Source organism: Pseudomonas sp. B20(2017), assembly GCF_002113125.1.
GTDB lineage: Bacteria > Pseudomonadota > Gammaproteobacteria > Pseudomonadales > Pseudomonadaceae > Aquipseudomonas.
Window position 1 is genome coordinate 1 of the sequence record NZ_NEJP01000025.1, and the last position, 12,682, is coordinate 12,682.

Sequence of the window (12,682 nt, forward strand, 5' to 3'; positions counted from 1 at the left end):
ACTGATGGGCTGAAGAGCCTTTTTCAGCACAAAAACAAACGCCCCGAATAAGTCGGGGCGTTTGGTCTAAGGCCTGTCAGTGTGTTTTCACACAGTCTGTTCGGGCCCCTTTTTCCTGCCCGGCCGAAACGCACAGGAGCCGTGAAGGTTGACGCACCGGGCTGCGCTGGTTAGCGTCCCCCCTCGCTTTGACAATGACAAGGAATGCACATGTCCGGAAAGCCAGCTGCACGCGTCACGGATCCGACCACCTGCCCGCTCCCCGGCCATGGCACCAACCCGATTGCCAGTGGCTCGCCCGACGTCTTCTTCAACGGCCTCGCCGCCGCTCGCCTGGGTGACACATGCACTTGTGGGCAGGCCCTCAGTGGCGCCTTCTCCGCGACCGTGTTGATCAACGGCAAGAACGCCATGACCCTCGACAGCACCGCCAGCCATGGCGGCGTGGTGGTCGGCGGTTCCGGTGACGTCATCATTGGCAGCAGCCATACACCCGCGCCGTTCATCCCGCCGTTGCCGATCATTGGCAAGCCACTGGTCGAGTTCAAAGCGGTCAGCGCCGGCAATGGTGAACCCATCGCCGAACAAGGCTACGAAATCGAAACCGCCGAAGGCCGCATCGTCAAAGGCCAGACCAACGAACAAGGCATGACCCAGAGCGTCGCGACCCTCCAGCCAGATCTGGCGGTCGTGCGCTGGACAGTGTGAGCCTCAAGGAAGAAGCAATGACCGGACAATGCATCGCCCCCGACGACCTGGACATGAAAAAGCTCTGGGACAGCACCTGCGAGCTGCCTGCCTGCAAACGCGAAACCACCAAGACCGGCCCCAACCCGAAAACCCGCGTCGAAGTCCCGCTGCTGACCTGCAACTGCCTGTGGCGCCGATTCCAGAAAGAAGCCGAAGAATGGGTCGCCCCGGGCGGTGTACTGATTGCCGACCCACAGGCGCGCAACCGCAAGATCAACGCGGCGTACGCGCAGTTGTGGCTGGCGGATAACCGGTTTCAGTGGGCGGGGCTGGCGGCGTTTGCTTCGAAGCAGGTGGGGTGTGGGCTTTTGCACGCTGCCAAGCTGCAAAAAGGCATCGCTGCAGAAAAAGAAGCTCATCGAAAGTTGCGTGAGGCACCCTCGGAGACTCTGTTTGAAGGCTTTGGACTCAAGTTCAGCCGTACCGATCCAAAGGTTCAATCTGAATTGGATAAGGCGAGATCAGAAAACCCGGTTCCGACGACCGATATTACGTTGGGAGACAACCCCAGATCGTTGGTTCAGCAGCAACTTGATTATGTTTACGAGATGCTCGCATTGGGAAATACCGCGCTATTTCTCGACGTGTATCCCTTGCACCGCTTTTTTATGGTGCGTGGCTACAAGGAAATGGAAAAGTGCTTGAGAAGTCGAGCAGACATCGCCAAAGACGTGATGTGGCCTATCGGGAAGACCGTTCGCTTCGGCGTTGCTCATAAAGAGATTTTTGACACGTTCGAAGCAATCGATGCGGGAAACATTGCTGATAGCGTTAACTCCATGGCCGCTCATGAACAGATCAATATCCTGCAGCCTGCTATGTATGACGACGTGCATTTCGCCTCGCTTATCCGCGGCACACATGCTTCAGACATAGTTTCTGTCGTTACGGGTTTGCTTTCTGGTGTTCCGGAGGGGATTCAGCTCACTCTGGCCAGCCAATGCAAAGCCCCGGACAGCCGAAGCGTCACCTTCAGCAGCAATCCGTTAGCAAATTTGGCGGACAAGGATCAAAGGATGAAGTTCGTGCTTCGTGCCGCAGCACAATTCAACGCGCTGTTAAAAAATCCGACCACTAAAAGCCAGTTGCAAAGCTCTATAACTGACATCGCAAGTGGAAATGGAGTGCGCCAGTGACTTTCCTGAAGCGGCGCTGGCTGATGCTGTTCTTTTTGGCTCTTTTGGTGGTTGGAAGCCTGATTTACTCGCGTTGGAGTACCAGGACTTTATCGGTCCATATCGGAAAGCCTTACGAACTGGTGGTCAAAGACTCAAGTTTCCCTGTCGAAGACAAGACGGCGATCTATCCAGGCGACCCAGATGATCCGGAAGATCCTCCGCGTCCTGGTTCTACGTGGATCAGCAGTCCGACGGTCATTGACTTTGATGACCCTGCTCACGGGTTCAAGCTTCCCCCGACGGTGTTTGGCGCCATAACTTATGCAAACAAGAAGGTCTCAACGCTCACCACATCGCCGATGTCGGAAACCCTGCCATTCACGCAAGCTTTAGATCGACTGGTCACCGTACAGGACACCCTTAAGTCCCGAGGGTGGAAGGTTGAGCCTTTGGACAATAATGACTGGTTCATTGTCGACTCTGCCGATGAGCGCGAGCGGCTTCGGGCCAAGCTCTTTGATCAGGCCGTTGGCATTGATCTATATGTGCCGGGGCAATACAGCCTGCTTCTGTTAATCAAGTGCTACGCGCGTTGTGACAAGGGAGAACCCGAAGCCGCGAAATACCTGATTGATATCAGTGTGGGTCGGGATCGAAGCGGGGCATGAGGGGCTATTGCAATCGTCGAGGCTCATGCTGGCGGATAGTGGTGTTTGTCTTACTTTTTGTTTGCCTTACATCTTTTCATTACCCAATGGATTTTTTAGCTCTTCATATCGGGAAGCCATACGAAAGCGTCGTGAGGGACTCGACGTTTCCTGTGATACGCAAAACGGCCATCTATCCCAGCGAGCCTCCCGAAGTTGACTCAACGTGGATCAGCAGCCCGGTTATTTTAAAGTTCGATGATCCGGTACATGGATTTACGCTACCAGCGACCGTTTTCGGCGCTGTTGGTTACCGGAAGGAACGGGTGATTACCATCTCAACGTCTCCAATGATCGAGACGCTACCTTATGACCAGACAGCGAAACTATTGGGCGATCTGCAATCCATGTTCAGAAACGCTGGTTGGACGCCCGAGTTGGCCGAGGGTAACGACTGGATAAAGGTGTCGAGTGACGAGGAGAAACGGCAGCTGCAGGCCAAGCTGTTTGATCAGTTAGATGGGGTGATTCTTCTAGTTCCTCACAGATATAGCCTGATCATGCACATAAAGTGTTATGTGCGATGTGATGAGAGAGATCCAAAAACAGCTAGGTATTTGATCGATGTGGGTCTCGGCGAAGATCATTTCAGCGACTGATCCAGCAAAGCTGCAAGCCCTGTGAGAGCGGGATTCAAAGACGCGGGTGAAGCCCTTTTCATGACACTTTTGTTTCAATCCCCGCTTTAGCTGTGCAATGCTGGCGCCCAGACCGTTAGCCAACTACAGCTTAAGTATCAGAACGTAGAAATTGCGCGGTACCGTCAACTTGCCCCTCTGGGGCGCTGCTATTACAGGGGGTCTGCATGCTCACCCTGCTCAATCTGCTCTCTGCCGTGGCCCTGTTGATCTGGGGCACGCACATCGTTCGAACCGGCATCCTGCGGGTGTACGGCACCAATCTGCGCCACGTGATCGGCCAGAACATGTCCAAACGCTGGCTGGCCTTCGTCGCCGGCATCGTTGTCACCGCGATGGTGCAGAGCAGCAACGCCACCGCCATGCTCGTGACGTCCTTTGTCGGTCAAGGCCTGATGGCGTTGACCCCGGCCCTGGCGACCATGCTCGGTGCCGATGTCGGTACGGCGCTGATGGCGCGGGTGCTGACCTTCGACCTGTCGTGGCTGTCGCCGCTGCTGATTTTCCTCGGGGTGATTTTCTTTCTGTCGCGCAAACAGACGCGGCTCGGGCAGATGGGCCGCGTGTCCATTGGGCTTGGGCTGATCATTCTGGCGCTGCAACTGATCGTCGAGGCCGCTGCGCCGATCACCCATGCCCAAGGGGTGAAGGTGATTTTTGCGTCGCTGACCGGCGATATCCTGCTCGACGCCCTGGTCGGTGCGCTGTTCGCGATGATTTCCTACTCCAGCCTGGCGGCCGTGCTGCTGACCGCCACCCTCGCCGGCGCTGCGGTGATCAGCCTGCCGGTGGCGATCGGGCTGGTGATCGGCGCCAACATCGGCAGCGGCGTGCTGGCGTTCATGAGCACCAGCATGCAGAACGCCGCCGGCCGGCAGGTGGCGCTGGGCAGCCTGCTGTACAAACTGATCGGGCTGCTGCTGATCATTCCGGTGCTCGACCCGCTGGTGCACTGGATCGACAGCCTGGATTTCAGTCCGCAGGAAATGGTCATCGGCTTCCACCTGCTCTACAACACCGCGCGTTGCCTGATCCTGCTGCCGAGCGTCGGGCCGATGGCGCGGCTGTGCGCCTGGCTGCTGCCGGAGCGGCCGGAGGTCAACGGCACCGCCAAGCCCCGCCACCTTGATCCCACCGCGTTGGTCACGCCGAGTCTGGCGCTGGCCAACGCCGCTCGGGAAACCCTGCGCATGGGCGACCTGATCGACAACATGCTCGACGCGACCCTCGACGTGCTGCGCGGCAAGCAGACCGCCATCACTCAGGAAATGCGCAAGCTGACCGATGACGTCGAAGCGCTGTACAGCGCGATCAAGCTGTACCTGGCGCAGATGCCCCGCGAAGATCTCGGCGAGCAGGACAGTCGGCGCTGGGCGGAGATCATTGAGCTGGCGATCAACCTCAAACTGGCCAGCGACCTGATCGAACGCATGCTGCGCAAAGTGCAGCAGCAGAAGACTTCGCAACGCCGGTCGTTTTCCGAAGACGGACTGGAAGAACTGGCCGGCCTGCACCAGCAATTGATCGCCAACCTGCGGCTCGGGCTGTCGGTGTTCCTCAGCGGCGACAAGGAAAGCGCCCGCCAGTTGCTGCGTGAGAAACGTCGCTTTCGCGCACAGGAACGGCGTCTGGCCCACGCCCATGTCAGCCGGTTGCAACGTAAGATCGTGCAGAGTATCGAGACCAGTTCGTTGCACCTGGAGTTGATTGCCGACATGAAACGCCTGAACTCGCTGTTCTGCAGCAGCGCCTACGTGGTGCTGGAAACTTCCGATACCGGCGCGCTGGCGGTGGACGATATGGCGGACATCACGCATTCGCCTTGAACGTCTGGGGTTGTGGTCAGTCAGTAACTCAGAGTTCAGTCTCCAGGGCGCCTTCGCGAGCAAGCTCGCTCCCACATTTGAAATGCATTCCTTTGTGGGAGCGAGCTTGCTCGCGAAAGCGATCTGACTGACGACACGGATCTCCAATTCAGCCGTATGGAAGCTCGTTATGCGTTGCCTGTTGTTCGCCTGTCTGTTGCTCGGTTCCCTGCCCGCCTTCGCCCTGGATCGTTTTCAGGTCGAAGGCTATGCGCTGCCAAACGGCTTGCAATTGCTGCTCAAGCCCGGCACCGAGCGTGGGCATGTGGCGATCCGGCTGGTGATCGGCGTCGGTCTGGACGATTTCGACTGCAATGAAAAGGAGCTGCCGCACCTGCTCGAGCACTTGCTGTTCAGCGGCATCGACGCTACCGGCGAAGGTGGCCTCGAAGAACGCATGCAGGCCCTCGGCGGCGACTGGAACGCCTTCACCAGCAACGCCGACACCACCTTCGTCATCGAAGCCCCGGCGAAAAACCAGCGCAAGGTCCTCGACCTGCTGCTGGACCTGCTGACCCAGACCCGCTTCGACGACAACGCGATCAACGCTGCCAAACGGGTGGTCGAGCGCGAGGACGGCGGTCATTACACCCGGCTGCAACGCTTTCTCGATCGGCAGGATCTGGGCCACACCGCGAGCAATCAACTGGCGGTCGAACTGGGTCTGAAATGCCCACAGCGGGCCGAGGTCCATGACCTGACCCGCGAGCAACTGGAGAAGGTGCGCAAGGCCTGGTACGCGCCGAACAACATGACCCTGATCGTCGTCGGTGACCTCGACAAACTGCTGCCGGCTTATCTGGAACGGGCGTGGGGCGCGCTGGAAGCGGTCGACCCGAGCGAACACCGTCCGTTGCCGGACATCCGCGCCAGCGCCGCTCATGAACGCACGATCACTCGCGGCTTCATCGGCAACAGCGCCAAGCTGCACTGGCTGGTGCCGGAGCCGGTGCTGGACGATCAGTACGACGAAACCTTCGATCTGCTCAAGGAATACCTGGAGTGGGCGCTGTACCGCCAATTGCGCCTGAACCACGGTTTGTCCTACGGGCCGTGGGCTGAGCGCGAAGTGTTTGGCGGTGTCGGCTTCATGAGCCTGAACGCCGATCTGGATCGCGCTGACATTGCCGAAGCCGAACAAGTGCTGGAAGAGCTCAAGGCCGACCTGCTGAAAAACGGCCTCGACGCCGACACCTTCAACCGCCTCAAACAGGCCGCCATCGCCCATCAGGCTTGGGCGGTGCAAGGCACCAGCGCCCTGGCCGACTATTACTGGAGCGCCCTGGGCGACTACGAGGACGGGCGCTTTGCCGATCCTGCGCGGGAGCTGCAAGGCGTGACGCTGGAGGCGGCGAACAAGGCCATGCGCGAGTTGCTGCTGCAACCGGGTTATCTGCGGATCGAGAAACCGCTGCTCAGCGACGATCAGGTGTTGTGGCTGCTGGCGGGCGGATTGGGCGTGCTGGTGCTGATTCTGCTCGGCTGGCGCCTGCATCGGCGCAAGTCCGTGCATCCGGATTGACCGGCAGCCTCGCCACGCGGCCCGGCGGGCGGTACTCTGTCGGGGTTTTTTCCTCGACTGTCGTGAACCGCCCAAATGTCTAAATTGACCCTCCTGATCCAGCGCATTCTCGAATTGATGAAGCGCTACCCCGGGGTTATTGCGCTCGGCGGTTTCATCTCCGGGGTCGGCAGCTTCATTCTGGTCGACCGGCAACAGGGGCTGGCGAGCTGGATCACCACGATCATGCTGCTGAGCTGGATCTGGCTGATGCTGGAAAACAGCCTGACGAAGCTGTTCACGCGGATCTTCAAACGGGAAATTCCCCAGCCGCTGCTGCGTTACGCGACGCAGATGATCCATCAGGAAAGCCTGTTTTTCGTCCTGCCGTTCTTTTTCATCACCACCACCTGGAACAGCGGCCAGCTGTTTTTCACCGGGCTGCTGTGCATTGCGGCGCTGATTTCGATCGTCGACCCGCTCTACTACAAATGGCTGGCGCCACGGCGCTGGGCGTTCCTCGCGCTGCACACCCTGACCCTGTTCGCCGCCCTGCTCACCGCGCTGCCAGTGATCATGCACCTGACCACTTCGCAAAGCTTCAAATGGGCGCTGGGGATTGCGGTGGTGTTGTCGTTCCCGAGCCTGGCGTCGATCTTCCCGATCCGCACTGTGCGCAATGCCTTGGCGATCCTCAGCATCACCATCGGTATCGGCGGTGTGGGCTGGGTCCTGCGTTCGTGGGTGCCACCAGCAACGCTGTGGATGACCGACGTGGCGATCAGCACCCAGGTGCAGGACCGGGTTCCGGGCGCCAGCCTCAAGGAAGTCAGCGCCGAGCAGATCCGTGGCGGCGGGCTCTATGCCTACACCGCGATCAACGCGCCGCGTGGGCTCGATGAACGGATCTATCACGTGTGGCAGTTCAACGGCAAAGAGGTCGACCGCATCGCCCTCGACATTCACGGCGGGCGCAAGGAAGGCTACCGGGCCTGGACCCACAAGCAGAACTTCCCCGGCAACCCGGCGGGCAAGTGGCAGGTGCGGGTGTTGACCGAGGACGGTCAGGTGATTGGCGTGCTGCGCTTCGAGGTCACGGACAGCACACCGACCAAAGAAAAGTAATCCTGTTCGTGCTATTACGTAGGTTTGCGATATAGCCGAACAAGCACGGAGCTTATGACCAGCAGCCCAACGACCGGCAGTGCCCGCCTGGACACCTCGATCACCCCTGCCCGCCTGCGGGTCACCGGGGACTGGACGCTTGCCCATTACGCCGACCTCAAGCAACTGAGCGAAACGCTTCACGGCCAGTACGACGCCAATACCCCCATCGACCTCAACGGCCTTGGCGCCCTCGACACCGCCGGCGCGTCGCTGCTCGTCGAACTGCTCGGCTCCGAGCGGCTGGGCAAATCCGCCGAACACCCCGACTGCACGATTTCCAGCGCCGACCGCGCCTTGTTGCAAACCGTGTATCGCTCGCTGACCGATTTCTGCGTGCCGATCAAGGAACCGGAAATCAGTGTCAGCGTGCAATTGCTGACGCGCATTGGCCGGGCCGTCGATACGGTGTGGAAAGACACCCTGCAACTGCTCGGCTTCGTCGGCCTGATCCTCGAAACCATCGCCCGCAGCCTGTTCCGGCCCAAGCGTTGGCGGATCACGCCAATGATTGCGCACATCGAACAGACCGGCCTCGACGCGGCGCCCATTGTGGCGCTGCTGACCTTTCTGGTGGGCGCGGTTGTGGCGTTTCTCGGGGCAACGGTGCTGGCCAGTTTCGGCGCCAGCGTGTTTACCGTAGATCTGGTGGGCTTTGCCTTCCTGCGCGAGTTCGGCGTTTTGCTCACGGCGATCCTGATGGCCGGCCGCACCGCCAGTGCCTTCACCGCGCAGATCGGCTCGATGAAGGCCAACGAGGAAATCGACGCGATTCGCACCCTCGGCCTCGATCCCATGGAATTGCTGGTGGTGCCGCGGGTGCTGGCGTTGCTGGTGGCGCTGCCGATGCTGACCTTTCTGGCGATGATCTGCGGGATCGTCGGAGGCGCGGTGGTTTGCGCGGTGTCGCTGGATATCTCGCCGGCGATGTTCCTGTCGCTGCTGCAAAGCGACATAGGGATTCAACATTTCCTGGTTGGCCTGGTCAAAGCCCCGATCTTTGCGTTCCTGATTGCCGCCATTGGCTGTCTCGAAGGCTTCAAGGTCAGCGGCAGCGCCGAATCGGTCGGCGCCCACACCACCTCAAGCGTGGTGCAATCGATTTTCGTGGTGATCGTGCTCGATGCGGTTGCCGCGCTGTTTTTCATGGAGATGGGCTGGTGAGTCGTCTACCCCGCGCGCCCTCCGAGGCGGTGATCGAAGTCCGTGGCCTGTGCAATCGCTTCGGCAGCCAGAGCGTGCACGAGAACCTCGATCTCGACTTGTACAAAGGCGAGATCCTGGCCGTTGTCGGCGGCTCCGGCAGCGGCAAGTCGGTGCTGCTGCGCAGCATCGTCGGCTTGCGCCAGCCCAGCGAAGGCATGGTCAAGGTGTTCGGCCAGAACCTGCCGAGCTTGCCGGAGCATGAGCGTTCGCTGATCGAGCGGCGCTTCGGTGTCCTGTTCCAGAAAGGCGCGCTGTTTTCGTCGCTGACCGTGACCGAGAACGTCGCCCTGCCCCTCATTGAACACGCAGGGCTCAGCCGCGACGACGCCGAGCATCTGGCGGCGGTGAAGCTGGCGCTGGCCGGGCTGCCACTGTCGGCGGCGGACAAGTACCCCGCCTCGCTGTCCGGCGGGATGATCAAGCGCGCGGCACTGGCCCGGGCGCTGGCGCTGGACCCGGACATTCTGTTTCTCGACGAACCCACCGCTGGCCTCGATCCGATCGGCGCGGCGCAGTTTGACCAGTTGATCCTGACCCTGCGCGATGCGCTGGGCCTGAGCGTGTTTCTGGTGACCCACGACCTCGACACGCTCTACACCATCACCGACCGCGTCGCGGTACTGGCGCAAAAGAAGGTGCTGGTGGCCGGTCCCATCGACGTGGTCTCGGAAACCGATGACGCCTGGATTCACGAATACTTCCACGGCCCTCGCGGCCGCTCGGCGCTGGACGCCGCCAAACAGCTCAACGAGGTCTGACATGGAAACCCGAGCCCATCATGTATTGATCGGCCTGTTCACGGTGATTGTGGTGGCAGGCGCCCTGCTCTTCGGTCTGTGGCTGGCCAAGTCCAGCGTCGACACCGAGTTCAAGGACTACGAAATCGTTTTCAACGAAGCGGTCAGCGGCTTGTCCCGCGGCAGCCCGGTGCAGTACAGCGGGATCAAGGTCGGCGATGTGGTCAGCCTGCGCCTCGACCCGCAGGACCCGCGGCGAGTGCTGGCACGGATTCGTCTGGCCGGCGACACGCCGGTCAAGGAAGACACCGAAGCCAAACTGGCCCTGGCCGGGATCACCGGCACCTCGATCATCCAGCTCAGCGGAGGCACGCCAGAGAGCCCGAAACTCAAGGGCCATGAAGGCAACCTGCCGACCATCGTTGCATCGCCCTCGCCCATCTCGCGGTTGCTCAGCGACAGCAACGATTTGATGAGCGGGGTCACGACGTTGCTCAGTAATGCCAATCAGATGTTCTCTGCCGACAACATCGAACGCGTGAGCAAGACCCTCGAGCATCTGGAGCAGACCACCGGCTCGATCAACGATCAGCGCGGCGACCTGCGCCAGGCCATGCAGCAACTGGCGACAGTGGGTAAACAGGCCGGCAACATGCTCGAACAGACGTCCGCGCTGATGCGCAACGCCAACGGCCTGCTCAACGATCAGGGCAAACAGGCGCTCGGCAGTGCCGAACAGGCGATGAAATCCCTGGAGCAAAGCAGCGTCACCATCAACGGCCTGCTCAGCAAGAATCAGAATTCCCTCGACAGCGGCATGCAGGGCCTCAACGGCCTGGCCCCGGCGATCCGCGAACTGCGGGAAACCCTGAACTCGCTGCGTGCCATTTCCCAACGCCTGGAGGCCAACCCCAGCGGTTACCTGCTGGGCAGTGACAAGAACAAGGAGTTCACGCCATGAAGCTGACTCGCCTCGCCCTCCTCGCCGGCTTCACGTTGATCAGCGCGTGCTCGATCTTGCCCAAGTCCGAGCCGCTGGACGTCTACCGTTTGCCAGCCGCACAGGCGCCCGCCTCGGCCGGTTCGACGGCGGCTCAGCACTGGTCGCTGCGTCTGAACAAACTGCAGGCCAGCGAAGCGCTGAACCGGCCGAGCATCGCGGTGATTCCTCAGGGTGACGTGATCAGCAGCTACAAGGCCTCGCGCTGGAGCGATCCGGCGCCGGTGCTGGTGCGTAATCGGTTGCTGGATGGATTCCAGCGTGACGGACGTATATCGCTGTTGAGCACCGACGACAGCAACTTCCAGGCGGATCTTGAACTGGGCGGTAGCTTGCAGGCGTTTCAAACCGAATATCAGGGCACACAGGCCAGCGTGGTGGTGCGTGTCGATGCGTTGCTGGTGCGCGGATACGACCAGCGGATTCTCGCCAGTCGCCGCTTCGAAGAGCGTCAGCCGCTCAATGATGTGAAGGTGCCGGCGGTGGTGGCCGGATTCGGTCAGGCCAGTGATCGCCTCACCGCGAAGGTGGTGGCGTGGGCGGTGGAACAAGGCCAGAAATTCGGCCCCGCAAAACCCTGATTCACCGTAGCCCCTGTGGGAGCGGGCTTGCCCGCGATGGCGGTGTGTCAGTCACCAGAAGTTCTGGATGTGCGGCCCTCTTCGCGGGCAAGCCCGCTCCCACAGGCTTTTCTATCAGCCGAAGAACCAGTAGCAGACGCCGATAGCGCCGAGCACGCCCGCCAGCTCGGCCAGCAGCGCGCATCCCACGGCATGCCGTGCCCGCTGGATGCCCACCGCGCCGAAGTACACCGCCAGCACATAGAACGTGGTTTCGGTGCTGCCCTGGATCGTCGCGGCCACCAGCGCCGGGAAACTGTCGACGCCGGAGGTCTTCATCGTTTCGATCAGCATCGCCCGGGCGGCGCTGCCGGAGAACGGTTTGACCATCGCAGTCGGCAGCGCATCGACGAAGCGTGTGTCCCACCCTGCCCACTCCACCAGATGGCGGATGCCGTCGAGGCCGAAATCCAGCGCGCCCGATGCGCGCAATACGCCGATCGCGCAGAGCATCGCCACCAGATACGGCAGCAGGTTCTTGGCAACGTCGAAACCTTCCTTCGCACCTTCGACGAATGCCTCGTAGACCTTCACCTTGCGCAACGCACCGATCACCAGGAACAGCATGATCAGGCCGAACAGCGTCAGGTTGCCAAGGATTGACGACAGCCCCGCCAGCGCCGTGGCCGACATCGTCGCCAGCAACGCCATGAAGCCGCCGAGGATCAGCGCGCCGGGAATCAGGTAGGCCAGCACCACCGGATCCCAGACCCGCAGGCGCTGCATGAACGCCACCGACAGGAAGCCGACGATGGTCGAGCAACTGGTGGCCAGCAGGATCGGCAGGAACACCAATGTCGGGTCCGGCGCGCCTTGCTGGGCGCGATACATGAAGATCGTCACCGGCAGCAGAGTCAGGGACGAGGCGTTGAGCACCAGGAACAGGATCTGCGCGTTGCTGGCGATGGTCGAGCTGGGGTTGAGCTCTTGCAGCGCCTTCATCGCTTTAAGGCCGATCGGTGTGGCGGCGTTGTCCAGGCCCAGACCGTTGGCGGCGAAGTTCAGGGTGATCAGCCCGATTGCCGGGTGGCCCGGCGGCACTTCCGGCATCAGCCGCAGAAACAGCGGGCCCAGCGCTTTGGCCAGCCATTCGACGATCCCGGCTTTCTCGGCGATGCGCAGAAAGCCCAGCCACAGGGTCAGTGTGCCGAACAGCAGCACCATGACTTCGACCGACAGCTTGGCCATGGCAAAAATGCTTTCCACCATCGCCGCGAAGATCCCGGCGTTGCCGCCGATCAGCCATTGCCCCAGCGCCGAAACGGCTGCCACGATGAAGAAGCCAAGCCACAGGCCATTAAGCATCAGTCAAATCCCCCGGAAGATGCGGCGAATGATAGCGGGGTCGCCAGAAACGACAAACCCCGGATTTCTCC

Annotated in this window: 12 protein-coding genes; 11 read left to right on the forward strand and 1 reads right to left on the reverse strand. The window is 60.9% G+C overall.

Annotated elements, in window-relative coordinates; translation table 11 throughout:
• The first annotated feature begins 210 nt into the window (after window positions 1-210).
• From CAF63_RS26680 to CAF63_RS26730, 11 genes are all read left to right on the forward strand, one after another.
• Window positions 211-708 carry a PAAR domain-containing protein gene (locus CAF63_RS26680; RefSeq protein WP_085690402.1) on the forward strand — a complete coding sequence of 166 codons (498 nt, stop codon included), beginning with the start codon at window positions 211-213 and terminating at the stop codon, window positions 706-708.
• Between the two features lie 17 nt (window positions 709-725).
• On the forward strand, window positions 726-1,886 hold the full coding sequence (locus tag CAF63_RS26685; RefSeq protein ID WP_085690403.1) for a DUF2515 family protein: 1,161 nt from the start codon (window positions 726-728) through the stop codon (window positions 1,884-1,886).
• Window positions 1,883-2,536 (forward strand): hypothetical protein, encoded by a 654-nt coding sequence (locus CAF63_RS26690; RefSeq protein WP_256574551.1) that lies wholly within the window; start codon window positions 1,883-1,885, stop codon window positions 2,534-2,536. Before CAF63_RS26685 ends, CAF63_RS26690 begins: the two co-directional genes overlap by 4 nt.
• 41 nt (window positions 2,537-2,577) lie before the next feature.
• The gene (locus tag CAF63_RS26695) at window positions 2,578-3,174 is read left to right on the forward strand and encodes a hypothetical protein (RefSeq protein WP_256574552.1); all 597 of its coding nucleotides are present in this window, start codon (window positions 2,578-2,580) and stop codon (window positions 3,172-3,174) included.
• A 206-nt stretch (window positions 3,175-3,380) separates the two neighbouring features.
• Window positions 3,381-5,039, forward strand: coding sequence for a Na/Pi cotransporter family protein (locus CAF63_RS26700; RefSeq protein ID WP_085690404.1), 1,659 nt, complete (start codon window positions 3,381-3,383; stop codon window positions 5,037-5,039).
• Window positions 5,040-5,208: 169 nt separating this feature from the next.
• Window positions 5,209-6,600 (forward strand): pitrilysin family protein, encoded by a 1,392-nt coding sequence (locus tag CAF63_RS26705; protein ID WP_085690405.1) that lies wholly within the window; start codon window positions 5,209-5,211, stop codon window positions 6,598-6,600.
• A 75-nt stretch (window positions 6,601-6,675) separates the two neighbouring features.
• Window positions 6,676-7,704: a DUF5924 family protein gene (locus CAF63_RS26710; protein WP_085690406.1), complete on the forward strand. Its 1,029-nt coding sequence runs from the start codon at window positions 6,676-6,678 to the stop codon at window positions 7,702-7,704.
• 54 nt (window positions 7,705-7,758) lie between these two features.
• On the forward strand, window positions 7,759-8,907 hold the full coding sequence (locus CAF63_RS26715) for an ABC transporter permease (RefSeq protein WP_085690407.1): 1,149 nt from the start codon (window positions 7,759-7,761) through the stop codon (window positions 8,905-8,907).
• Window positions 8,904-9,707: an ABC transporter ATP-binding protein gene (locus tag CAF63_RS26720; RefSeq protein ID WP_039764888.1), complete on the forward strand. Its 804-nt coding sequence runs from the start codon at window positions 8,904-8,906 to the stop codon at window positions 9,705-9,707. Before CAF63_RS26715 ends, CAF63_RS26720 begins: the two co-directional genes overlap by 4 nt.
• 1 nt (window position 9,708) lies before the next feature.
• On the forward strand, window positions 9,709-10,647 hold the full coding sequence (locus CAF63_RS26725; RefSeq protein WP_085690408.1) for an MlaD family protein: 939 nt from the start codon (window positions 9,709-9,711) through the stop codon (window positions 10,645-10,647).
• A complete protein-coding gene (locus CAF63_RS26730) occupies window positions 10,644-11,267 on the forward strand; it encodes an ABC-type transport auxiliary lipoprotein family protein (protein WP_085690409.1) in 624 nt (207 codons plus the stop codon). The genes CAF63_RS26725 and CAF63_RS26730 overlap by 4 nt, the downstream gene beginning before the upstream one ends.
• 114 nt (window positions 11,268-11,381) lie before the next feature.
• Here the strand turns inward: CAF63_RS26730 and CAF63_RS26735 are convergent, their stop codons facing one another.
• Window positions 11,382-12,611: a nucleoside recognition domain-containing protein gene (locus tag CAF63_RS26735; RefSeq protein ID WP_085690410.1), complete on the reverse strand. Its 1,230-nt coding sequence runs from the start codon at window positions 12,609-12,611 to the stop codon at window positions 11,382-11,384.
• Window positions 12,612-12,682: the final 71 nt, after the last annotated feature.